The sequence below is a fragment of the Streptomyces sp. NPDC048606 genome, from assembly GCF_040650855.1.
Taxonomy (GTDB): domain Bacteria; phylum Actinomycetota; class Actinomycetes; order Streptomycetales; family Streptomycetaceae; genus Streptomyces.
In genome coordinates, this window is record NZ_JBEZIB010000010.1 from 178,269 (window position 1) to 200,785 (window position 22,517).

The 22,517-nt window shown below is 74.3% G+C and carries 16 protein-coding genes and 1 pseudogene; 6 read left to right on the forward strand and 11 right to left on the reverse strand.

The window, feature by feature from the left end:
- Positions 1-122: 122 nt before the first annotated feature.
- Positions 123-1,064, reverse strand: a complete 942-nt coding sequence (locus AB0D01_RS13745) for a cyclase family protein (protein WP_363055333.1) — start codon at positions 1,062-1,064, stop codon at positions 123-125.
- A 147-nt stretch (positions 1,065-1,211) separates the two neighbouring features.
- Here AB0D01_RS13745 and AB0D01_RS13750 point away from each other — a divergent pair, with 147 nt between their 5' ends.
- Positions 1,212-2,396, forward strand: a complete 1,185-nt coding sequence (locus AB0D01_RS13750) for a PP2C family protein-serine/threonine phosphatase (protein ID WP_363055334.1) — start codon at positions 1,212-1,214, stop codon at positions 2,394-2,396.
- A gap of 28 nt (positions 2,397-2,424) precedes the next feature.
- Here the strand turns inward: AB0D01_RS13750 and AB0D01_RS13755 are convergent, their stop codons facing one another.
- From AB0D01_RS13755 to AB0D01_RS13780, 6 genes and pseudogenes are all read right to left on the reverse strand, one after another.
- Positions 2,425-3,963: a hypothetical protein gene (locus tag AB0D01_RS13755; RefSeq protein WP_363055335.1), complete on the reverse strand. Its 1,539-nt coding sequence runs from the start codon at positions 3,961-3,963 to the stop codon at positions 2,425-2,427.
- A complete protein-coding gene (locus AB0D01_RS13760) occupies positions 3,960-9,854 on the reverse strand; it encodes a hypothetical protein (protein ID WP_363055336.1) in 5,895 nt (1,964 codons plus the stop codon). The genes AB0D01_RS13755 and AB0D01_RS13760 overlap by 4 nt, the downstream gene beginning before the upstream one ends.
- Before the next feature lie 66 nt (positions 9,855-9,920).
- Entirely contained in the window at positions 9,921-10,298 is a 378-nt protein-coding gene (locus tag AB0D01_RS13765) for an FKBP-type peptidyl-prolyl cis-trans isomerase (RefSeq protein WP_363055337.1), read from the reverse strand.
- A 147-nt stretch (positions 10,299-10,445) separates the two neighbouring features.
- Positions 10,446-11,390, reverse strand: coding sequence for a 5'-nucleotidase (locus tag AB0D01_RS13770; protein ID WP_363055338.1), 945 nt, complete (start codon positions 11,388-11,390; stop codon positions 10,446-10,448).
- A gap of 119 nt (positions 11,391-11,509) precedes the next feature.
- Positions 11,510-12,610, reverse strand: a pseudogene (locus AB0D01_RS13775) (acyl-CoA desaturase); the annotation flags it as partial.
- Between the two features lie 7 nt (positions 12,611-12,617).
- On the reverse strand, positions 12,618-13,676 hold the full coding sequence (locus AB0D01_RS13780; protein WP_363055339.1) for a ferredoxin reductase: 1,059 nt from the start codon (positions 13,674-13,676) through the stop codon (positions 12,618-12,620).
- A gap of 86 nt (positions 13,677-13,762) precedes the next feature.
- Between AB0D01_RS13780 and AB0D01_RS13785 the strand changes: the two genes are divergently transcribed.
- Positions 13,763-14,896 (forward strand): helix-turn-helix domain-containing protein, encoded by a 1,134-nt coding sequence (locus AB0D01_RS13785; RefSeq protein ID WP_363055340.1) that lies wholly within the window; start codon positions 13,763-13,765, stop codon positions 14,894-14,896.
- On the opposite strand, the gene AB0D01_RS13790 is transcribed toward AB0D01_RS13785, so the two are convergent.
- Positions 14,893-16,416: an aldehyde dehydrogenase family protein gene (locus AB0D01_RS13790; RefSeq protein ID WP_363055341.1), complete on the reverse strand. Its 1,524-nt coding sequence runs from the start codon at positions 16,414-16,416 to the stop codon at positions 14,893-14,895. The two genes, AB0D01_RS13785 and AB0D01_RS13790, sit on opposite strands and share 4 nt — an antisense overlap.
- Before the next feature lie 54 nt (positions 16,417-16,470).
- A complete protein-coding gene (locus AB0D01_RS13795) occupies positions 16,471-17,835 on the reverse strand; it encodes a GAF domain-containing protein (RefSeq protein WP_363055342.1) in 1,365 nt (454 codons plus the stop codon).
- Between the two features lie 250 nt (positions 17,836-18,085).
- On the opposite strand from AB0D01_RS13795, the gene AB0D01_RS13800 reads away from it, so the two are divergent.
- A complete protein-coding gene (locus AB0D01_RS13800) occupies positions 18,086-18,268 on the forward strand; it encodes a hypothetical protein (protein WP_363055343.1) in 183 nt (60 codons plus the stop codon).
- Between the two features lie 23 nt (positions 18,269-18,291).
- The gene (locus tag AB0D01_RS13805) at positions 18,292-18,843 is read left to right on the forward strand and encodes an MOSC domain-containing protein (RefSeq protein WP_363055344.1); all 552 of its coding nucleotides are present in this window, start codon (positions 18,292-18,294) and stop codon (positions 18,841-18,843) included.
- Between the two features lie 60 nt (positions 18,844-18,903).
- Here AB0D01_RS13805 and AB0D01_RS13810 read toward each other — a convergent pair whose 3' ends face one another.
- The gene (locus tag AB0D01_RS13810; protein ID WP_363055345.1) at positions 18,904-19,713 is read right to left on the reverse strand and encodes a hypothetical protein; all 810 of its coding nucleotides are present in this window, start codon (positions 19,711-19,713) and stop codon (positions 18,904-18,906) included.
- A 170-nt stretch (positions 19,714-19,883) separates the two neighbouring features.
- On the opposite strand from AB0D01_RS13810, the gene AB0D01_RS13815 reads away from it, so the two are divergent.
- Positions 19,884-20,798, forward strand: a complete 915-nt coding sequence (locus AB0D01_RS13815; protein WP_363055346.1) for an oxygenase MpaB family protein — start codon at positions 19,884-19,886, stop codon at positions 20,796-20,798.
- 52 nt (positions 20,799-20,850) lie between these two features.
- Here AB0D01_RS13815 and AB0D01_RS13820 read toward each other — a convergent pair whose 3' ends face one another.
- Positions 20,851-21,468 carry a methyltransferase domain-containing protein gene (locus tag AB0D01_RS13820; RefSeq protein WP_363055347.1) on the reverse strand — a complete coding sequence of 206 codons (618 nt, stop codon included), beginning with the start codon at positions 21,466-21,468 and terminating at the stop codon, positions 20,851-20,853.
- A gap of 167 nt (positions 21,469-21,635) precedes the next feature.
- Between AB0D01_RS13820 and AB0D01_RS13825 the strand changes: the two genes are divergently transcribed.
- Entirely contained in the window at positions 21,636-22,424 is a 789-nt protein-coding gene (locus tag AB0D01_RS13825) for an MHYT domain-containing protein (RefSeq protein ID WP_363055348.1), read from the forward strand.
- Positions 22,425-22,517: the final 93 nt, after the last annotated feature.

Genomic DNA, 22,517 nt, shown 5'->3' on the forward strand with positions numbered 1-22,517 from the left:
TGCCCCCGGCCCTCGGCCGTGGCGGGACGTTCGTTCGCTGTGGTCCGTGCCGCGTGGTGCGCGTACTCCGTGAGGTGAAGGCGAACAGTGCTTTTTGAGTATATTCCCGGTCATTTCTCCCTTCACAGGACGGCGACGGGATTGACCGGAGAGCCCGTCCCGCCGGGAACGTCGAGCGGGCTCACCACGATCATGAACTCGTGGCGTCCCGCCCCGGCGCAGGCGGCCGACAGCGCCTCCAGGTCCAGGTTGTCCAGCAGGGGCACCCCCATGGCGGCGATCGCCAGGGCGTGCACCGGGGAGTGCAGCCCCTCGACCGGGGAGGGGCGTACGTCGCTGTCCCCGTCGGCGCCGAGCAGGCAGATCCCCCGCTCGGCCAGCAGGGGCACCGCGTCCACGTGGAGGCCCGCGCTCGCCGCGTCGACGTCCCAGGGGCCCCGCTCGCGGCGCCGCCGGAACCGGCCGGTGCGCAGCAGCACCGCGCACCCGTCGTCGATCCGGATCCCGAGGGCCCGCTCGGCGGCGACCACGTCACGGGCCCGCACCGCGTGCCCGGGCTCCAGCCAGTCCACGCCGAGGACCGCGGGCAGGTCCAGCAGCACGCCCTTGGCGACGAGGGGGCCGAGCGCCGCCACCGCGCCGAAACGGGCGCCGTCCGAACCGATCGCCTCGCGGGCCGGGTACCCCTCGTAGAGCCGCCCCCGGTAGGCGATGTGGGACAGCGCGTCCAGGTGGCTGACGGCCTTGCCGTGGTAGTCGACGGCCAGGAAGTCCTTGTGCGCGGTCGGCTCCGGGGGCTCCACGTCGCCCAGGTCGGACATGTGGTGCAGCGCGGGCCGGGCGTTGTCGGGGCCGGGACGGGTGTTCCAGGGCAATCCCAGGGGCACCGTCCTACCGTCGCGGACCAGGGCCGCGGCCCGCCGGACGTGCTCCGCGGTGACCCGGTTCCAGGCGCCCCGATCGGCGGGGACCCAGCGGCCCCACGTACGGACCGCGGCGAAGAGGGCGTCGAACTCCCGCCGCGAGACCTCGGGGACCTCCGCGGGACCGCTGCTCGTCGACATGGGGGCTCCCGACTCGAAGGGGTGGCGGGGCGGGGCCGGCGCCCCGCACCGCGCATCCCTACCCGCCCGCGGCCCGGGCCGGCCGCCCGTACCCGCCGATGGACCCATGAGTGGCGGCCGTACGCCCGTCAGGGGCAGGCTGTAGTCATGAGAGCGCCCCCGCGCTCGCCCCCGGGACCGGGAGCAGGCCACCACCACCAGGCCCTCTACGCGCTCGCGGAGTGCCTGCCCTTCGCGCTCGCCCTGCTGGTGCTCCTCGTGGAACTCACCCCGGCGCACTTCGTCTACACGGGCCCCCTCCTCGTGGCCACCCCCGCGCTCGCGGCCGTCACGATGGGCCCCCGGGGCACCCTCGCGGCGACGGCCCTCGCCGTGGCCGTCAGCGTGGTCACCGCCACCCACAACCGGGCCTGGGGCGGCCAGCAGGTCTACACGAACCTCTTCGCGCTGACCCTGGTGTCGGTGGCGAGCTTCATGACCAGCCGCGCCGTACGCACGCGCCACGACAACGAGCTCAACCAGGTCCGCCGGATCGCCGCCGCCGCCCAGGACGTCCTCCTGCGCCCCGTCGCCGCCCGACTGGGTCCCGTACGGGCGGCCAGCATGTACCTGGCGGCCGAGACGGGCGCCCAGATCGGCGGGGACCTCTACGAGGCCGTCCAGACCCGCTACGGGGTACGGATGATCATCGGTGACGTCCGCGGCAAGGGGCTGCCCGCCGTACGGGCCGCGGCGGTCGTCCTCGGCGCGTTCCGCGAGGCCGTGCACTACGAGGACGACCTGGTGGAGGTCGTCAACCACTGCGGAGCGGCCCTGAGGCGGGACGCCGCCGTCCCCGGCGCGGGCCTGGCCGACGGGGACGTCCTCCTGGAGGGGTTCGTCACCGTGCTCGTGGCCCAGATCCCGCGCACCCCCGACGTCGAGGTCGTCAACCGGGGCCACCCGCCGCCGCTCCTGCTGCGCGACGGGACGGTCCGGCCCCTGGAGCCGGCCGCCCCCCTGCCACCGCTCGGTCTGGAGGAGTTCATGACCGGCCCCGCCGGACGGACCGACCGCTACCCGTTCGGGGTGGGGGACCGGCTGCTGCTGCACACCGACGGGGTCATCGAGGCCCGCGACGAGGACGACGCCTTCTTCGACCTGCCGCGGGAAATGGAGGCGATGCGCGGCCACAGCCGCAAGGCCTTCCTGGAGGGCCTGCGGCAGGCCCTGACGCGGCACACCCGGGGCCGGCTGGCGGACGACGTGGCGGTCATCCTCGTCGACCGAGTCGAGGACGACCACCCCCACCCGCCCGCGGCCCCCGCCGACCTCCCGGGCCCGTACGCGTGACGGCGCCCGCGCCGCCTCAGGAGCAGCCTCAGGAGCACAGGACGTCCACCAGGGCCGCCAGCGCCCGGTTGTCCAGCGGGGTCCGGTGGGCGAGCTTGTTGCGGGAACTCCACAGGGTGCGCAGCCGGTCCGCCTCGGGTCGGGTGAGCCGTACGTGGCCCTGGAGGTGTGCGCCCCACATCGCGCCGAGCTCCATGTCGGCGGACCGGCCGTAGAGCGCGACGAGTTCGGCCCCGCGAAGGCGCGACCGGACCACGATCACGTGGGTGAACCGCTCGCGGGCGGTGTCGAGCAGGGGCAACAGGGCGTGGTTCTGGGCCAGCCAGATGCCGGTGCGCACACCGTCCGCACCGTCCTCGTGCCCGTCCGGGGCGTCCGGGCGGCGGCGCAGGCGCCCGTCCCACCGGTCGAGCGCGCCCAGGTTCCACGCGGGGCGCAGGGCGGCGTTCGGATGGAGGGCGGCGGCGGGCTCCGCCTCGCGCGGGCCGGGCACGGAGGCCGTCCCGGACACCGGAGCGGCCGGCGCCACGAGCCGGCGCAACCGCTCCGGGAGGCCGTCCGGGAGCCCGTCCCACTCGACCGCCAGCCGCTCCGCCAGATCGAGGAAGGGCCCGCACACCTCGACGACGGTGGCCTGGGCCACCGCTTCGAGGAGCTGGTGGCGGGCGGCCGGACCGGGCGGGCGGGGCCGGGACATGGCCACCACCGTCGCGGTGTCCAGCCGGCCGAGGGCGCCCCACCACCAGTGCACGCCGACGTCCTCGCGCGCGATCTCCTCCGGCAGCTCCACGGGCAGTTCCGTCGCCGTGGCCAGCACCAGCAGCCGCGGCCGCCGCTCCGGGGGCATGCCGGCCGCCTTGACCGTGGCGGCCAGCCGCCGCAGCAGGTCGGTCGCGGCGACCGGCGCCGCCTCCAGCCAACCCCGCACCACGATCACCCGGTTCTCCCCGGGGCGCTCCGTGGCGTCGGTGAGGAGGGCGAGGAGCCCCTCTATCCCGGTGTGCCCGCCCCGGTCGAAGGCCGGATCGCCCAGTTCCTTCACGATCCGGTCGGCCAGGGAGCCGTAGCCCGGCTCCTCGTGGCGGACGGCCGGTACCGAGGGCGCGCGGGGTGCGGGGAGCGCCGCGGTCGGCGTCCGCGCGGTCGAGAAGGCGGACAGTCCGTCGTCGTAGTCCAGGACCGGGTCGCCGTCTCCCCAGGCGGTCGCCGCCACCCGCACCGACGGGGCGGGGGCGCGGACTTCGGCCCGTGCGCCGTCGCCGGGCGCGGGGACGAGGACGAAGTCCGCCAGCTCGTGGAGCAGCTCGTCCAGCAGGGCGCCGGCGACGGTCGGCACCCCGGACGACCGGCCCTGGGGGAACAGGCACACGCAGCTCCGGCCCGACCGCAGGTCCTCCAGCAGTCGGCGCGTCCACAACCGAGCCCCGGGCAGCGTGGCCAACGGGGTCCCGAGGGCCCCGGGCGGCTCGGGGGTCACGGGCGGCCCGTGGGGCGCGGGCGGCTCGGGGGTCACGGGCGGCCCGTGGGGCGCGGGCGGCTCGGCGGCCCCGGGCGGCTCGGGGGTCACGTCGGTTCCGACAGGACCTGGAGCGCCCGGAAGGTGATCCGGTCGAGCGAGCAGCCGTCCGGTCCGTCGTCCAGTACGCCGTGGTCGAGCAGCCGGCCCACGAGCGGTCCGACCTCCTCGATCCGCAGCCCGGTGACCGCCGCGATGTCGGCGTACGCGCACGCCTCGCCCGGCTCCACGTACTGGATCCAGTCGGTCAGCACCGCCGTCAGCCCGCTGTCGAGCCCGACCCGCTCCAGGTGCGAACGGGCGAAGTCCACCCGGCCCGCGAAGTCCCCGGCGTCCTCCAGGGCCGCTTCGAGCGGGGAGCCCTCACGGGTGATGCGGTGCACCGTCCGCTCCAGCAGGTGCGGCCAGCCGCCGGTGAGTTCGATGACCCTGCGCCGCTTGTCCGGGGTGTCGAACGGACACTCCGGCCAGGCGCGGAGGCTGTCCGTCGTCCACCGCTCGGGACGCACGACACCGGTGATGACCTCGTCCTTGCGGCCCCACTCGGACGGACCCACCAGAAGGACGGCCGTCCGGTGGGGCATCCCGCCCTCGGACGGGGAGGTGCGGGCGTGCAGTGCCTTCGTCCAGTCCGCGACCTCGGCGGGGCCCCGGCCCCGGACGTCGGCCAGGATCAGAAGCGGTCGGTCGTCCGCGTCCCGTCCCGCGGCCCGCGGCGGGGCGTCGGCGGGCGCCTCCCGGAACTCCAGCCCGCGCGCGGTGGAGTACGACTTCACCGCGGCCTTCACGAGCGCCGGTCCGTGGGCCTCGGTCAGGCACACCGCGGCCACGCCCGGGGCCGTCACCGTGTGGAGCTGGTGCTCCGTCAGCGGACTGTAGCGGGCGATGTTCGCGCGGTCCGTGCCGACGAACCGCCGCGAGAAGCGCGGGTTGTAGTCGTACGGAAGCCCGAACTCCGTCTGACGCAGTTCGAGTTCGAGGTCCTCGCGGGTGCCGAGCATGCTGACGACGTTGGGGCTGCGCACGGCGTAGCTGCGCCCGTCCGCCAGCTGGATGAGCAGGCCCAGGCCGACCATCTCGTCCAGGTAGATCCGTACGTCGGTCGCGGTGAGCGAACCGAACCCCTCCCGCCAGCGCTCCTTGGCCGCCCTCAACAGCTCGTCGGCGTCGTAGCCGTACCGGTAGAGGTCCTCCTGGCTGCGCAACGCGATCACCAGGGCGAGCACCCGGTAGCGGTCCTCCAGGTTGATCGTGATGCGGTGCCGCTCCGCGATGTGCCGGTGGACCTGGGCGGACCCGGTCACGGACCGGACGTCCTCGTCCGTCACCGTGATCGGCCAGTTCGCCGACGCCACCGACTTGGTCCGCAGGGTCGCCACGAGCCGCTCGCAGAAGATCTGGACCAGACACGCCTGGTAGTTCGTCGCGGCGAGCACCCGCCAGACCAGCTCGGGCCGCTCGAAGCGGTATCCGAAGGCCGCCATCGGCTCGACGACCAGACGCTGCGCCTCGGCCGGCTTCAGCGTACTGATCAACACGTCCGGACCGCCGTGCGTCAGGGGCACGTTGGACAGGTGGCCGAAGCGCTGCACCTGGTGCAGACCCGCGAAAACGATCTTGAACCGGCGGTCGGTGCGGTCCATCAGACCCTTGAGCCGCAGCACGTTGGCGAAGGTGGCCTCCCCGCCCCGCCCGCGCACCGCCTTGGAATCCGCCGTCAGGAAGGCGTCGGCCTCGTCCGCCAGCACCAGCACCCGCCGGTCGTGCCCCTCCTCCAACCACCGCTCCACCCGGGCGAGCATGGCGTCCGGCGTGTCGTCCGAGCGCGCCGACGCGTCCAGCACGCCCACGCGCCGCAGCTCGTCCTCCAGCACGGCCCAGACGCGTTCGGCCGGCTCGGCCTCACCCACCCCGCGCGCCTTGAGGTCGACGTAGATGGCCTTGTGGCCGGGCGTGCCGGGGAAGGACGCCTGGACCTTGCGCAGCAGGGCGGACTTGCCCAACTGGCGCCCGCCGTAGAGGAACAGCGCGCCGAGCGGGTCCGTCACGGCGGCGATCTCCTCCTGCCGCCCGTAGAACACCTCCGGGGGCACGAGCCCGGCCACGAAGGGCGTGTACGGGTTGTACGCCGTCCAGGGAAGGGTGACCCGCTGGGTGGCCCGGAAGGACCGCGGGGAGCGCGCGGCCACCCAGCCGAACACGGCGGGGTCCACCACCAGCGCCTGCTGGGAGGCGGCGGTACGCGCCCGCCCCGCCATCTCCCGCCGCCCGCCGAGCCCGAGCGGGTACAGGTAGAGGATCAGGCAGGCCCCGGAGTCGCTGCTGTCCAGCAGCTCCAGCGGGCTGCGACCGCGCTGCTCGTCGGAGACCACGAGGATGGTGTACGAGGACGCGGCCGACCCCAGGGCGGCCACGTACCCGGGAGCCGTCTCGCTCGCCCGCGCCCGGGCGGTCAGCCGCAGCACCCCGCGCACCTGGCCCTGCTGGTCGCGGACCGGTGTGTGCGGGCACTCCAGCCCCAGCACGCGCAGGACCGAGGGGATGTGCCGCTGCCACTCCGAGCCCCGGGTCGAGGGCCGGCACAGCGCGTCCCACGAGTCCAGCCCGCTGCGGGCCCCCTCGGTCAGGGGGTTGCCGTCCAGATAGGACTCGGCCCACGGGCGGGCGGAGTAGCCCTGGGCGCCGGATGTCCTGCGCACCCCGGCCAGCTCGATCCCGGCGGTGAAGCGCTCCAGCTCCGCGCCCGAGTCCGTGGTGCTCCAGTCGGGCAGGGGCTTGCCCTCGCGCAGCAGCGCCAGACACTCCTCGGCGGTGACCGTGTCCCCGAGGTCCAGCAGCGAGGTGAGCCGACGCAGCTCCTCGTCCGACGGGTTCAGCGCCGTCACGCTCTCGTGGAGGCGCTCCACGTAGGCCCGGACCGCCGCCCGCATCTCGCCCTCCAGGGCGGTGATGCCGGCGCAGGCCCGACCGAACGCGCCCTCGGGGGCGGGCCGGCGCAGCTCTTCGAGCCGGCCGACGACTTCGCGTTCCGTCTGCATGTCGAGCTGCTGGGTGCGCAGTTCGGCGAGGAGACCGCTCGCGGCGGCGTGGGCCTTGCGGTGGACGGCGCTCCAGCGCGTCCACTCGGGGTCGCGCAGTTGCCGCCAGTCGCGGGGCACGGCGTCGGGCCCCGCGGGGAGCGCCGGAACGAGGTCCTGTTCCAGCGCCGCGACCAGGGCGTCGGCGAGGTGCAGGTCGCCCTGCTCGAAGTAGTGCCGGAGCACCGCACGGGCGTCGACGGGGTCCAGCAGCGTGAGGACCGCCTCCTCGAACCCCGCCTCGGCGGGCAGCGGCGCCCCCTCGGGCGACCGGGGGAGTCCCGGTGCGGCGAGGAGGGCCTCGGTCCGGGGCTGGTCCATCACCCGTACGGCGTCGGGGTCCTGCGCCGGGACGGCGGTGCCGGGCGAACGGTCGCCTTCGAGGAGCCACGTGCGCAGCCGCAGCAGGGCGGCCCCCTCGACGCCCGGCGGGGGCGTCTCGTCGCGTACCTGTTCGAGGGCGTGGCGCAGGGTGGTGGCGGCACCGTCCGCGCGCTCGTCGACGACGGGCGCGGCCAGCGCCCGGGCGCGCGACAGCAGGTCGCAGACCTGCTCGATGCTGCGCAGCAGGGCCCGTTTGGCGGCGGCCTCGATGTGCTCCTTCGCCTGTTTCGGCGTACGGATCTCGGCGTCGGCCTCCTCGATCATGCGCTCGGCGGAGCCCCGCTTGCGGAAGAGCTCCCACGCCCGGTCTAGCTCGGCCGGCCCGGCCGTGCCGGCGGCCCAGTGGCCGACCGCTTCCAGCGCCTTCCCCAGGGGCTGGTCCGAGTCGATCAGACGGGTCCTGACCTGGGTCGCGCGGGTGTAGCCGATGCGCTGGCGCCGCAGGGCGTCGCGCAGTTCGTCGGCCTCGGAGGAGAGCTGCTCCGGCGTGAGCCCGACCACGGTGTCGGTGGCCAGGCGGGTCGCGCTGAGGTCGAGCCGGTGGTAGCGGCGCAGCGCGTCGACGGCCCGTTCGAGGAGCTTGCCCCAGTTCCCGGGCACGCTGGAGGAGAGTTCGGCCTGGATCAGGAGGTCGTTGGGCCACCCCACCAACAGGCCGGCCCGCAGCGAGGACACGGCGGCGAGCACCAGGGCGGGGCGGTCGGCCTGGAGCGCCTCGATCTCCAGGGCGAAGCCGGTCATCACCGCCGCGGCCTCTCCCTCGTCGCCGCAGGCGAAGGCGGCCTCGGCGAAGGCGAGGGTCTCGGCGCGGTGCGGGGGCTCCGCCGAGCCGACCGTCGTCCAGTAGGCCTCCTGGAACCGGCCCTGGGCGATCAGCCGGGCCACCGCGGCCTCCGCGCCGTCGGGTGCCTCCGGCGGCGTCCAGGGCGTGAAGCGCGACTGCTCCGGGGCCCTGGGGCCGGTGTTCGGGGCCGCCGTGTCCCGCGGGGCGCCGGACGCGTCCGCGCCGGAGCGTTCGGCCGCCGGCGCCGCCTCGGGGGCCGGGGCGGGGGCGGGGGCGGGCTGCGGCTCCGGTGCGGAGACGGGCTCCGCGACCGCTTCCGGGGGCGGGGCGGGCACCTGAGCGTCCCGGGCCGTCCGGAGTTCCGCTTCCGGCTCCGACAGCGGTTCCGGAAGCGGTTCGGGCTCCGGCTCCGACAGCGGTTCCGGCTCCGAGGGCGCGGTCGGCGCCTCGTTCGGCACCTCGTTCGGCGCCTCGGTCGGGGCCGTCCCGGCCACCGGTTCGGGCGTCACGGCGGACGTGCCGCTCCGTTCCGCCGAGGGGTCCGCCTCCGGCCCGGGCTCGGGTTCCGGCAGCGGCTCCGGTTCTGCCTCCGGCTGTGCTTCCGTTTCCGTGGTCGGCCCGGACGGCGGCGCCGCCGCGTCGGGCGCCCGACCCTGTGCGGGCACGGACGCCGACGGAGTCGGGGCGCCGTCCGGGAGCGCGACGGGTGCTCCGGCCGCCAGGAGCTCGCCGATGCGGGTCTCCAGCGCGGTCAGCGACTGCTGCAACAGGACGTGGTGCGGGGCGTCGGGCGCCGTCTTGTCCAGGAGGACGAGGATGTCCGCGCGGTCCTCGTCCAGCCGGAGCAGCTCCTCGGCGCGCCGCGCGGCCGCGTCCCGGAGCTCCCGCGCGAGCGCGTCGAGTTCGGCGAAACCCGCCTCCCCGGGCCACGTACGGCCGTCGGCGGCCAGCAGCTCCACGATCAGGGCGCGTTCGCGCCGCCATTCCTCCAACCGGACGGCCAGGAGGTCCGGCACGGCCCGTCCGGCCCGCACCCGCCCGAGCGTCTCCTCCAACACGCGGTCGAGCTCTGCCGATCGCTCGCCCAGCATCCGCCGCGACGCGCGCAGTCGGTCCTCGCTGATCTCCACGGCCAACGGGCCGCCCTCCTCCTGTACGTCGTCCGTCCCGACGGCTTCCTCGTCGGCGTCCGATCCGTCCTCGGCGCTCGCGCCGGCCGGGCGGCAGGGTCCGCCGCCCGGTTCGCACCCGCACGGGGTCCCGGGGGCCGTGGCGGCCTCCCACAGGTCCTCCCACCGCTCCTCGACCGATCCGCCCTCGGCGAGCCGGTCGTCGGCGAGGCCGTACAGGGTGATCTGCGCGAGCACCGGATCGATCTCCCGGAGCATCCGCCGCAGCTGTTCCGCCTCCGGCTTCGCCAACCGCGCGGGCGGATGTCCGTAGCACCGCTCCAGGCGGTACATCGTCCAACCGGACGCGTAGTGCGCGATCGCCGTGAGGCCGGCCGCGCTCGTACGGCTGAGCCACGTACGGGCGGCGAGGACCTCACGGCGCCGCAGGCGCGGCGCCGGCCCGTTCCCGGTGCCGGCGATCCCCGGTATCTGCGCCAACATGCCCGGAATCGTGAGGAGTTCCCGCAGCGCGCGGTCGTCCAGCCCGGTCACCCAGGCGCGGAGCCCCTCCCCCTTGGTGTGCATGGACGGATCGTGCCAGAAGCACGTGCGCCCGCACGCGGCTTTCGGCGGATCCCACCGCTCACGTCCTCAGACCACCGAGAGCAGGTCCACCACGAAGACGAGCGTGGAGCCCGCCGGGATCAGCGGGGAGGGGGACTGCCTGCCGTAGCCGAGGCGCGGCGGAACGATGATCTCGCGCCGGCCGCCGACCTTCATCCCCCTGATGCCCCGGTCCCAGCCCTTGATGACCCGGCCGCCGCCCACGGCGAACTTGAACGGCTGGTCCCGCTCCCAGGAGGAGTCGAATTCCCTGCCCGTGGCGAAGGTGACCCCGACGTAGTGGACCCGGACCACCCGGCCCGGCTTCGCCTCCGGCCCGTCCCCGACGACGAGGTCGCGGACGGTCAACTCCTCGGGTGCCTCGCCCTCGGGGAGTTCGATCTCCGGCTTGGTCGGTTCGCTCATCGCGGCTCGCTCCTCTCCGCCGGCCCCCTCGCGGGGACCGGCCGGTCGCGTGGTCGCTCCACGCGGTGGACGATCACGCTACCGAGTGGGCCGATCGACCTCCGGTGCGGTGCGTCGGCGCACATGGCGCGGCCGCGGGCACGCCACTCATTCAGGCCCCGGAAGGGGTGCGTTGACGACCCCGAACGGTACGTGGACGCTCGGGGTGGCGGGCGCGGTGCCGGCGAGGTGGGCGACCTGGTCGTCGAAGAAGATGTGCGGGTCGAGGGCGCGCATCACGGCGGCCTTGTCGATGCCGCCGAGGAAGAAGGCGTCGTCGACGCGCAGCCCCCACTGCTTGAGGCTGTGCAGGGCACGTTCGTGCGCGGGGGCGTCCCGGGCGGTGACCAGGGACACGCGCAGGCGGGGCCGATAGGCCGGGTCCGCGCGGCGTTCCTCCTCCTCGCGGAGCTGGATGCGGTTGATGCCCGCGAGGAAGTCCTTCAGGGGGCCCGGGTCGTGAGGGGTGGCCGCGTTGCGGACCTCGTGCGCGCGGAACCCGTCGATGCCGGCGGTGCGGTAGATCCGCTCCGAGGAGTCGCCCGCCAGCACGCCGTCGAAGTCGAAGGCGATGCGCAGTTCCCGGTCGGTGTCGTCGTCGACCCGCTCGGTTTGGAGCACGTGCCCCGCCGGCAGGCCGTCGGCCACCGCCTCCCGAACGTCGGAGCCGTTGGCCGACAGGAACAGGGACATGTTCAGGGCGGGTATGAAGCGGTGCGACGACCGGCCCGGCCGGAACACGGCCCGACTGATGTGCAGCCCGTGCGCGGCGATGGAACGCATGACGCGCAGGCCCGTGTCCGGGTCGTTGCGCGACAGGATGATGACCTCGACCAGCGGATCGAGGGGATCCGCGAGGTCGTTCAGCGACAGCAGACGCCGGACGAAGGGGAAGGCCACCCCCTTGTCCAGGACGTCGTCCACGTGGGTCTCCTGGTACCTCCGGTACGCGTCCTCGCCCTGCTGCCGGAACACCGCGTCGCACTCGGCGAGGTCGAACAGGGCGCTGGAGGCGATCCCGATGACGACGCGGTGGGACAGGTCGTACTTCATCTCACCCCCCTGCCGACACACGGGCACCATCGAGACGGTTATCGCCCGTTCGGGTATGCCGAAAACATGTGCGCACCCCGCTCGGTACCGATGTCGGACATCAGGCGGCGACGAGCTCCTTCTTCGCGGTCCGGGGCGTCGACCTTGGGCTTCCTGTTCGGCAGGGAGAGCCGGAAGACCTTGCGCCACGCGGAGAACACCTGCTTGGGCAGCGGCCCGGTGACGTACTCCAGCTCGTACTTCTCGAACAGCGCGCGCACCTCGACCGCGACCTCGGCGTACCGGTTGCTCGGCAGGTCCGGGAAGAGGTGGTGCTCGATCTGGTGCGACAGGTTGCCCGTCATGAAGTGCATGGCCTTGCTGCCGCTGATGTTCGCCGAGCCCATCATCTGGCGCAGGTACCACTGGCCGCGCGTCTCGCCCTTGATCGACCGGCGCTCGAAGACCTGCACGCCCTCGGGGAAGTGCCCGCACATGATCACCGAGTGGGACCAGAGGTTGCGGACCAGGTTCGCGGTGAAGGTGGCGGCGAGCGTGGTGAGGAAGGACGGGCCCGACAGCAGCGGGTGGATCACGTAGTCCTTGAGCACCTGCTTGCGGATCTTGCGGCCGACGGCCCGGGCCCGCGCGCGGAACTCCGGGTTCTTGCGGCGGCGCTTGTGCAGGTTCTTGCCGAGCTCCAGGTCGTAGGCCGCGATGCCGTACTCGAAGAAGCAGGCGTTGATGAAGTTCCACAGCGGCTGGCCGAGGTGGAACGGGTGCCACTTCTGGTCCTCGTCGACGCGCATGATGCCGTAGCCGAGGTCGTTGTCCTTGCCGATCACGTTGGTGTACGTGTGGTGCAGCTCGTTGTGCGAGTGCCGCCACTGATCGGACGGCGAGACGTGGTCCCACTCCCAGGTGGTGGAATGGATCTTCGGGTCCCGCATCCAGTCCCACTGGCCGTGCAGGACGTTGTGGCCGATCTCCATGTTGTCCATGATCTTCGCCACGGAGAGCCCGGCGGTGCCGACCAGCCAGGCGGGCGGGAAGAACGAGAACAGCAGCACGCCCCTGCTGACCAGCTCCAGCTTGCGCTGCGCCGAGATGACCTTCCGGATGTAGGCGGCGTCCTTCTCGCCGCGGTCGGCGATCACCGCGTCGCGGATCGCGTCCAGCTCGCGGCCGAGCTCCTCGATCTGCTCCGCGGTGAGGTGGGCGGTGGGGTCGATGGCGGTCAAGGTGCTCCTACCGTTCGATGTCGCAGGGGCCCGCCGCGGCGGACACGCAGGTCTGGATGAGGACGCCCGGTTCGGCCTCGGTGATCTCGCCGGTGCGCAGGTCGCGGACGGCGCCCGCCTTGAGCGGCGTGACGCAGCCGAAGCAGATGCCCATGCGGCATCCGGACGGCATGAGCACGCCGGCCTCCTCGCCGACGTCCAACAACGGCGTGGCGCCGTCCGCGTCGACGGTCCTGCCGGTGGCGCTGAACGTGACCTCGCCGCCGTCACCGGCGACGACGCCGACGCCGGCGCGGAAGCGTTCGGTGTGCAGGCGCTCCTCGACGCCGCGCTCGCGCCACAACCCCTCGGCGGCGTCGAGCAGGCCCGCGGGCCCGCAGGCCCAGGTCTCGCGCTCGGCCCAGTCGGGTACCAGTGCGTCGAGACGGGCGATGTCGAGCACGCCCTCCGTGTCGGTGTGCACCTCGGTGAGCCGCAGCCTGCCCTCCGCGACCAGGTCGTGCAGCTCGCCGCGGAAGATCACGTCCTGCGGCCGCGGCGCGCAGTGGACCATGACGACGTCGTCGAACCCGGTGTCGCGCAGCATGCCCATTACGGGCGTGATGCCGCTGCCGGCCGTCAGGTAGAGCACCTTGGCGGGCTTGGCCTCCGGCAGGACGAAGTCACCGGTCGGCTGGTCGAGCTGGATCAGCGTGCCCGGTTTCGCCCTGCGGACCAGGTGGTTGCTCACCTTGCCGTCCGGGATCGCCTTCACGGTGATCGTGACGCGGCCGTCGCGGCGGTTCGTCGGCGAGGTGAGGGAGTAGGCGCGCCACAGGCGCCTGCCGTCGACGTCGACCCCGATCCGCACGTACTGGCCGGCCGTGTGGCCGCGCCAGCCCTTGCCCGGCCTGATCACGACGGTCGCGGCGTCACCCGTCTCGGGGTGCACGGCCTCGATGCGCCCGCGCAGGTCGCCGCCCGCCCGCAGGGGGCTGACCAGGTCGAGGTAGTCCGACGGCAGCAGCGGCGTCGTGATCATCTCCAGCAGCTTCCACGCCCTGCTGCGGAGGGTTGTACTCGTCATGACTCCAGCTTGATGCGCCGCGAGGCGTAAAGTCCTGACCACAAGACGTAAATTTCGTCGGCTGAATTGTTCGCAGGGAATAAAACATGAGTCACCCCATCCGGATGGTCACCGAACCGGCCCTGGATCGGACAACCGTCACCGCACTTCGGGCCGCGCTGAGGACCACGGCGGACGAGGTCGTCCAGGCGATCATCGACGAGGTCCCTCCCTACGCGAACGCCCTGTCGGGCCGCATGGGCGTCACCATCCGCCGCGCCGTCCGCACCGCCCTGGGGCACTACCTGGACCTCGCGAGCGGGAACGCCACGGGCGGCGACGCCGGTGACGCGGCCTACGAGCTCGGCCGCGGCGAGGTGCGCGACGGGCGCTCGATGGACGCCCTGCTCAGCGCCTACCGCGTCGGCGCCCGCGTGGCCTGGCGGTGCCTGGCGGCGGGCGCCGTACCGGCGGGTCTGCCCGCCGCCGAGGTCGCCAGGTTCGCCGAGCTGACCTTCGCCTACATCGACGAGCTCTCCGCCGCGAGCGCCGCCGGCCACGCCGACGAGCTGGCCGCCCGGGGCCGGGAGCACGAGCGCCACCTGGAACACCTGGCCCGCGACCTCCTCGCCGGCGCGAGCCCGGACGTCCTGCTGGCCTCCGTCCAGCGGGCCGGGTGGCAGGCCCCGGTCTCGTTGACCGCCGTCCTGCTGCCCGCCGCCCAGGCCCGGCCCGCCTACCGCACGCTCGACCCGAGCACCCTCGTCCTGGACGACCTGCCGGACGCCTTCGGCGTGCTGCTCGTCCCCGACGCCGACCGGCCCCACCTCCTGCGGCAGCTGACCGACCGCACCGCCGTGGTCGGCCCGGCCCGGCCGTGGACCCGCGCGTCCGCCTCGTACGCACGAGCCGCACGCGCGCGCTCCCTGTCCTCCGCCATCCGCGACACCGAGGAACACCTGCCCGAGCTGGTGCTGAGCGCCGACGCGGACGCGTTCGCGGACCTGCGCGCCCGGGCCCTCGCCCCGCTGCGGACCCTGCCCGTCGCGACCGCGCGGCGGCTGGAGGAGACGCTGCGGGCGTGGCTGCTGCACCAGGGCAGGCGGGACGAGGTGGCGGCGGCGCTGTTCGTCCACCCCCAGACGGTCCGCTACCGGATGGCCCAGCTGCGGGACCTGTTCCCGGACCTCGCCTCGCCCCACCGGGTCCTCGAACTCACCCTGGCGGTCGGCCTCCCCTAGAAGAACCCGATCTTCTTGGGGGAGTAGCTGACCAGCAGGTTCTTGGTCTGCTGGTAGTGCTCCAGCATCATCTTGTGGGTCTCGCGGCCGATGCCCGACTGCTTGTAGCCGCCGAAGGCGGCGTGCGCCGGGTAGGCGTGGTAGCAGTTCGTCCAGACGCGGCCGGCCTGGATCGAGCGGCCCGCGCGGTAGGCCGTGTTGACGTCGCGGGTCCACACTCCCGCGCCCAGGCCGTACGAGGTGTCGTTCGCGATGCGGATCGCGTCGTCGAAGTCCTGGAAGGAGGTCACCGACACCACCGGGCCGAAGATCTCCTCCTGGAAGATCCGCATCCGGTTGTCGCCCTCGAAGATGGTCGGCCGGACGTAGAAGCCCCCCGCCAACTCGCCGCCGTGCTCGATCCGCTCGCCGCCCGTGAGGATCTTCGCGCCCTCCCGCTGCCCGATCTCCACGTACGAGAGGACCTTCCTCAGCTGCTCCTCGGAGGCCTGCGCGCCGATCATGGTGTCCGTGTCCAGCGGGTGCCCCGGCACGATCAGCTCGGTGCGCGCCACGGCCGCGTCCAGGAAGTCGGCGTACCGGCCCCGTTCGATCAGCGCGCGCGACGGGCTCGTACAGACCTCGCCCTGGTTCAGCGCGAACATCGTGAAGCCCTCCAGGGCCTTGTCGCGCAGGTCGTCGTCGGTGGTCCAGATGTCGTCGAAGAAGAGGTTCGGGCTCTTGCCGCCGAGTTCCAGGGTGACCGGGACCAGGTGCTCGGCCGCGTACCGCATGATCAGCCGGCCGGTGGAGGTCTCCCCGGTGAAGGCCACCTTCGCCACGCGCGGACTCGACGCCAGCGGCTTGCCGGCCTCCTCGCCGAAGCCGTTGACGATGTTCACCACGCCCGGCGGCAGCAGGTCCGCCACCAGACCGAGCCAGTAGTGCACCGAGACCGGGGTCTGCTCGGCCGGCTTGAGGACGACCGTGTTGCCGGCCGCCAACGCCGGGGCGAGCTTCCACACCGCCATCAGGATCGGGAAGTTCCACGGGATGATCTGCCCGACCACGCCCAACGGCTCGTGGAAGTGGTAGGCGACGGTGTCCTCGTCGAGCTGGCTGAGCGCGCCCTCCTGGGCGCGCAGCGCGCCCGCGAAGTACCGGAACTGGTCGATGGCCAGCGGCATGTCGGCGGCCAGGGTCTCGCGGATCGGCTTGCCGTTCTCCCAGCTCTCCGCGACGGCCAGCGCCTCCAGGTTCCGCTCCATGCGGTCCGCGACGCGCAGCAGGATCGCCGAGCGCTCGGTCGCCGAGGTGCGCCCCCAGGCGGGAGCCGCCGCGTGCGCCGCGTCCAGGGCGCGCTCCACGTCCTCGGCCGTACCGCGCGCGACCTCGGTGAAGGGCAGCCCGGTGACGGGGGAGCGGTTCTCGAAGTAGCGGCCGCGCGCGGGTTCCACGTACGCGCCGCCGATGTAGTGGTCGTAGCGGGACGCGTACGACATCAGGGCGCCCTCGGTACCGGGCGCGGCGTAGCGGGTCATGGTGTCCTCCCCTGGCCGGGCGCCGCCCGCCGTCGGGCGCCGCTCGCGGGCAGGCTAGGGGCGCCGGGGTTGCGGGGACGTTGCACGCCCGGTGGAGGGGCGGGCGGGCAGCGAAACCGGCGCCGGCTGCCGCGGCGCCGGCCGGAGCGGGTCCGCGCCCGGTTCCGCGCCCAGCTCCGCGTCGAGCGCCCGTACGCGGGCCAGGGCCGCGGGCCGACCGGCTGCGGGCGCGGCGTCCGCCAGCGCCCGCCACACGTCGCGGTCCTCCGCGCCCCACGGCCGGCACACCCAGTCGGCCAGCAGCCCCGCGTCCGCCCGCGCGATCACCGCCGCCCTCGCCTGGTCCTCGATGCGCCGCCGCAGCCGTACGACGCCGGGCGCGCGGGAGGCGGGCAGCAGCGGTCCCGGGTAGCGGGTGAGGGCCGCCGAGACGGCGCCCGCCGCCAGGTGCCGGGTCACGGCCGTGAAGTCGGCCTCCAGCGGCACCGTGGTCCGGTACGGGCGGCTCGACAGCGCGCCGGCGCCGAGCAGGGCCCGCAACCGTGACAGCTCCGCGCGCACCGTCACCGCGGACACCGACTCCTCCTCCTCGTACAGGGCGTGGGCCAGTTCCTCCCCGGACAGGCCCTCCGGATGGTGCGCGAGCAGCGTCAGGATCTCGCTGTGCCGCCGCCCCAGCGGGATCCGCCGGCCGCCGAGCACCAGCAGCGCCTCGTCCCGCCCGAGCGCGGCCAGGGTGTCGCGGTCGCCGGTCGGCGGCGGGGCGAGCAGCGCCAACTGCCCCTCGGCGGCCCGCGCCACCGCCTGGACGAAGGCCAGCGAATGGGGGTGGGCCAGCCCGTCGCCGCCCGTGATGTCCACCGCGCCCAGCACCAGACCGGTCGCCGGGTCCCGCACCGGCGCCGCGGCGCAGGTCCAGGGGTGGACGCGGCGGCTGAAGTGCTCCGCCCCGAAGACCTGCACGGGCCGGCCGACGGCGACCGCCGTACCGGGCGCGTTGGTGCCCATCGTCGCCTCCGCCCAGCGCGAGCCCGGAACGAAGCCCAGGCGCTCGGCCCTGCGCAGGGTGGCCGGTTCGCCCTCCACCCACAGCAGCCCGCCCCGCGCGTCGCACACCGCCAGCAGGTGCGCGCCGTGCGCGGCGAACGCCCCGACGAGGTCGCGGAACAGGGGCATCACCCGGGCCAGCGGATGCTCGTCCCGGTAGGCCCGCAGGTCCGGCTCCGCCAGTTCCAGCCGGGGAGCGCACTCGGGACTGACGCGCGCCCGCGCGCACCGCCGCCAGGACGTGGCGATCACCGACCGCACCGGCGGCTCGACGCGCCCGTCCCGGGTGAAGGCGGTGTGGGCCCGCCGCAGGACGCGACCGCGTTCGGCGGGATCGGCCCCGCCCGGCAGTGCCAACGACGGATCGGCCATGCGTCCTCCCGGGGACGGTGGTGGGCGGGCGGTGGGCGGGCGTGGGCGCCCTCATCGTCGTGCCGCCCCGCGAGCCCGACAAGCGCCGCGTCGGCCAGTCCGCGCCGAAACCCGGCCGGGCTCGGACGGGGCCCGGCGGTGTTCCGTCCCCGTCCGTGGGCGTCGTCGGGCGGGAACGTACGGGAGGGCCCGGGCGTTCACCGGACAGCCGCCCGAGCGGGCGGGAAGGGTCCGGAGGAGGTGTTCGAGGGTGTCGAGGAACGGGAAGGTCGCGGTCGCCGGAGTCGCGGCGGCCGTCGTGCTGTTCTGGTTGGTCGGATTCTGGGCGGGACTGGTGGTCCTCATCGGGGTTCCGGCCGTCGCCTACCTCCTGCTGGACCCCTCCCAGCGGCGTCGACTGCGGGGCGGTTCCAGAAGGCAACTCGGCCGCTGAGGCCGACCAGGGGGGAATCTTCGATGGACACCGACACCGCACGGGTGGCGGCGGTCAGCAGCAACGGCGTGTACTCCTTCACCAAGCCCGTCCGGGAGAGCATCACCCTGCTCACCGGACTGGGCGTGGAGGGGGACGTGCACGCCGGGGTCACCGTCCGGCACCGCTCGCGCGTGGCCCAGGACCCGACCCTGCCGAACCTGCGCCAGGTACACCTGATCCACCGCGAGCTGTTCGACGAGGTGGCCGCGGCCGGCTTCGACGTCGGACCGGGCGGCCTCGGGGAGAACGTGACCACGCAGGGCCTGGACCTGCTCTCCCTGCCGACCGGCGCGCTGCTGGGCCTCGGCGGGGAAGCCGTGGTGGAGGTGACCGGCCTGCGCAACCCCTGCCGGCAGATCGACGACTTCCGCGGCGGACTGCTCAAGCAGGTCGTCGGACGGGACGAGGAGGGTCGTCTCGTCCGCAGGGCCGGGATCATGGGCGTCGTCCGCCGGGGCGGCACGATCCGCCCGGGGGACGCCATCACGGTCACCCTCCCGCCGCTCCCGCACGTCCCGCTCGAACGGGTCTGACGCGTCCGGCCCCGGTGGGCGCCCGGGGACACCCGCGCTCCCGTCGCCGGGCGGCCGGGCTCACGCCGGCCGGAGGGCGACCCGGTCCAGTGCCGTCAGCAGGTCCGCCAGCGCGGGCAGGTCGGCGGGGCCCTCGCGCAGCGCCGGCGCGCCCGTACGCGGGACGCTCAACACCTCGCCCGGCAGCTCGTCCAGCAGGACGAAGGCCGCGCCGTCGGTCCGGGCCACCAGCGACCAGCCGGGCCCGTCCGCGCGCAGCGTCCGCGTGCCCTCGCCGGCGAAGGAGGACCGCACCCGGCCCGGGGGCGGTGCCTCCCGTGCGTAGGCCACGGCCTCGCGCAGCGCCCGCGCCAGACCGGGGTGCGCCGCCGAGGCCGCCCCGCCGTCCTCCGCCTCCCGCCCGCCCCAGTCCGCCCACTCCCGGGCGATCTGGTCCGCGCCGAGACGCCGCTGCACCGGGCCCCACGCGTCCGCCGAGGGCGGCGCCAACGGCACCCGACCGGTACCGTCCGCGCCCTGTTCCGGGTCGTGCGGTTCCGGTATCCCGGGCGCCGCCACGGTCAGGTCCAGCGGCCAACCCGCCAGCGACACCACGATGCTCCGCTCGTCGGGCGACAGCTCGTGGTCGATCCCGCAGTCCCAGGCGGCGACGGCGGAGGCCACCAGCGCCACGTCGTCCACGACGACCGTCCAGCGGGCCCCCTCCTGGTCCTGCCCGAGCACCAGCCCGTACCCGTCGGGGGCCGGCGGGATCCCCAGCAGCGCGCAGGCCTCCGGGAAGTCGTCACCGAGCATCGTCGGGAACCGCGTGGGGGTCAGCAGTACGGCGGTCAGCACGTACAGCGAGCCCCCGTCCTCCTCGTCGGACACGTGCCCTCCCGATTCCGACGCCGTCTCGTCGGCGCACCTTAACCAGCGACCGGCGGAGCCGTCGAGGGTTTCCGCACGCCGATCCGCGTCCATCCGTGCCGGTCAGGCCCGCACGCCCACGATCACCACCCGCACGTAGAGTCGGTGCCCCGCGACAGAAAGGGAGACCGGTGCGTCGTTACGATCGGCTGAGGGAGATCCTCCGTCTCGACCCCGACAAGGACTTCCTGACCATCTACCGGCTCACCGCCACCTACGAGTTCCCCTGGGACTTCACCCGGGCCCTCGAACTGGCCCTCTTCCGGACCTACGCCGTCCCCGCCATCGGGGGCCTGCTCGCGGAGACCGCCGAGTTCACCGAACGCACGCAGAAGCGCTACGACGACACGGCCCTGCTCCTCGACGCGGTCGTCGAGCACGGCTTCGACAGCGACACGGCCCGCACCGCGATCCGGCGCGTCAACCGGATGCACCGCGGCTACGACATCTCCGACGACGACATGCGCTACGTCCTGTGCACCTTCGTGGTGATCCCCGCCCGCTGGATCGACGCCTACGGCTGGCGCCCCCTCACCCACCACGAACGCCGGGCCTGCGCCAACTACTGCGCCACCCTCGGCCGTCACCTGGGCGTCAAGGAGGTCCCCGGCTCCTACGAGGAGTTCGAGGAGACCCTCGACGCCTACGAGAAGGCCCACTTCGGCCCCTCCGAGGGCGGCCGCGAGGTCGCCGACGCCACCCTCGACCTGATGGCCTCCTGGTACCCGAGCCCGCTCGCCCCGGCGGTGCGCGGCGGCGGCCTCGCCCTGCTCGACGACTCCCTGATCGACGCCTTCCGCTACGAGGCCCCGCACCCCCGCGTCCGTCGGCTGGTCCGGGGAGCCCTGCGGCTGCGCGGTCGGGCGGTGCGCCTGATGCCCCCGCGCCGCGCCCCGCACTACGCCCGCCAGAACCCGGAGATCAAGGGCTACCGCGACGGCTACGACGTGGGCGGGCTCGGCACCTTCCCCGTCCCCGGCGCGGGCGGCTGCCCCGTGCCCCCTCCGCGCCGCCCCGCCGGAGCCGAGGCGCAGCCGCCCGCGTAGCCGCGATCGGTACGTACCGGTCCCGGCGCCGGCGGCGTCAGTCCCTGCGGCGTCAGTCCCGGCGGGTCGCCTGGACCAGGAAGCGGGAGTCCTCGTCGGCGTACGAGGTCAGCTCCCAGCCCGAGGCGGACAGCAGGGGGCGGAGGTTGGGCTCGGCGCGCAGGTCGTCCGGGGTGAGTGCGCGGCCGTGGCGCGCCGCGAGCGCCGCCCGCCCGATCGGGTGGAACAGCGCGAGCCGGCCTCCGGGGCGCACCACGCGGGCGAGTTCACCGAGGTTCGCCCCGGGGTCGGGCAGGTGCGCGATCAGTCCGGCGGCGAACACCGCGTCGAGGGCGCCGTCGCGCAGCGGGAGCCGGGCCACGTCCGCACGCAGCAGGGCGCCGGCCCCGGCCCGGCCGGCCCGCGCGGCGGCGGCCAGCATCGGAGCGGTGATGTCGACGCCGAGCACGGTTCCCCCGGGTCCGACCGCGGCGCGCAGCGCGGGCAGCGCCCGGCCGGTGCCGCACCCCGCGTCCAGCACCCGGTCGCCCGGGGCGAGGCCGAACTCGGTGACGGCGGTCGTGAAGGCGGGCCCGTCGTCGGGGAACTTGCGGTCCCAGTCGTCGGCGCGCATCCCGAAGAACTCCTGCACGCGTGCGGGGTCCTCGCTCTTTCGGTCATTACGGCTCATGCGGTCATGATCCCGCACTCCCCTCCCGGGGTCGGCTGCGGACCGTGCGCAAGGTGGCGCGCCGTGTGATCGAAGACGAACGTATCTCTGTCATATTCCAGCAGTTGCAGCGGCTTTCGGAATGCTCCCCTTGTTCGTGCCCTCACCCGGACTAGCGTCCCGTGGCCATGGGACACCTGGACCACGCAGCCTACGGGTGGCTTACGCCCGTGCTGTCATACGTGATGGCGTCGATCGGCGCCGCCCTCGGCCTGCGCTGCACCGTTCGCGCGCTCGCGGCCACCGGAGCCACCCGCCGCAACTGGCTCCTCACCGCGGCCTCCGCCATCGGCACCGGCATCTGGACGATGCACTTCGTCGCCGTGCTCGGCTTCCACGTCACCGGCACCGAGATCCACTACGACGTGCCGCTCACGCTCCTGAGCCTGTTCGTCGCCATGCTCGTCGTCGGCGCGGGGGTGTTCGCCGTCGGCTACGGCAGGAACCGCGGCCGGGCGCTCGTGCTCGGCGGGCTCACCACCGGGCTCGGCGTCGCCAGCATGCACTACCTGGGCATGGCCGCCCTGCGACTGCACGGCCGGATCTCCTACGATCCCCTCGCCGTCGGGCTCTCGATCGCCATCGCCGTCGTCGCGGCCACCGCCGCCCTGTGGGCCGCGCTCAACATCAAGGCCCCGGTGGCCGTCGCCGCCGCCTCGCTCGTCATGGGGCTGGCCGTCAGCAGCATGCACTACACCGGGATGCTGGCCGTCACCGTCCGCGTCACCCCCTCCGACCAAGCCCTGCCCGGAGCCACCGCCATGCAGTTCATCTTCCCGCTCGCGGTCGGACTGGGCTCCTACCTCTTCCTGACCGCCGCCTTCGTGGCGCTCTCCCCGACGGCCGACGAGCGGGCCGCCACGGCCTCCGCCGCGACCGTGCGCGGTCCCGGCGCCGGCACCGCGCCCGCCCACTGACCCCGGGCAGTCGCCGCCGCCCCCGCCGAATCCGCCCCGACCACACCGCCCCACCCGCGTCGCCCGGTCCCCCCCCCGCCGCGATCCGTCGAC

Bases quoted from the DNA above. Each gene is read 5' to 3' on its own strand.
- AB0D01_RS13820 (WP_363055347.1), bottom strand. From the start codon at position 21,468: ATGAGCCGTAATGACCGAAAGAGCGAGGACCCCGCACGCGTGCAGGAG.
- AB0D01_RS13745 (WP_363055333.1), bottom strand. From the start codon at position 1,064: ATGTCGACGAGCAGCGGTCCCGCGGAGGTCCCCGAGGTCTCGCGGCGG.
- AB0D01_RS13795 (WP_363055342.1), bottom strand. From the start codon at position 17,835: ATGGCCGATCCGTCGTTGGCACTGCCGGGCGGGGCCGATCCCGCCGAA.
- AB0D01_RS13750 (WP_363055334.1), top strand. From the start codon at position 1,212: ATGAGAGCGCCCCCGCGCTCGCCCCCGGGACCGGGAGCAGGCCACCAC.
- AB0D01_RS13825 (WP_363055348.1), top strand. From the start codon at position 21,636: ATGGGACACCTGGACCACGCAGCCTACGGGTGGCTTACGCCCGTGCTG.
- AB0D01_RS13765 (WP_363055337.1), bottom strand. From the start codon at position 10,298: ATGAGCGAACCGACCAAGCCGGAGATCGAACTCCCCGAGGGCGAGGCA.
- AB0D01_RS13780 (WP_363055339.1), bottom strand. From the start codon at position 13,676: ATGACGAGTACAACCCTCCGCAGCAGGGCGTGGAAGCTGCTGGAGATG.
- AB0D01_RS13760 (WP_363055336.1), bottom strand. From the start codon at position 9,854: ATGCACACCAAGGGGGAGGGGCTCCGCGCCTGGGTGACCGGGCTGGAC.
- AB0D01_RS13770 (WP_363055338.1), bottom strand. From the start codon at position 11,390: ATGAAGTACGACCTGTCCCACCGCGTCGTCATCGGGATCGCCTCCAGC.
- AB0D01_RS13790 (WP_363055341.1), bottom strand. From the start codon at position 16,416: ATGACCCGCTACGCCGCGCCCGGTACCGAGGGCGCCCTGATGTCGTAC.
- AB0D01_RS13785 (WP_363055340.1), top strand. From the start codon at position 13,763: ATGAGTCACCCCATCCGGATGGTCACCGAACCGGCCCTGGATCGGACA.
- AB0D01_RS13805 (WP_363055344.1), top strand. From the start codon at position 18,292: ATGGACACCGACACCGCACGGGTGGCGGCGGTCAGCAGCAACGGCGTG.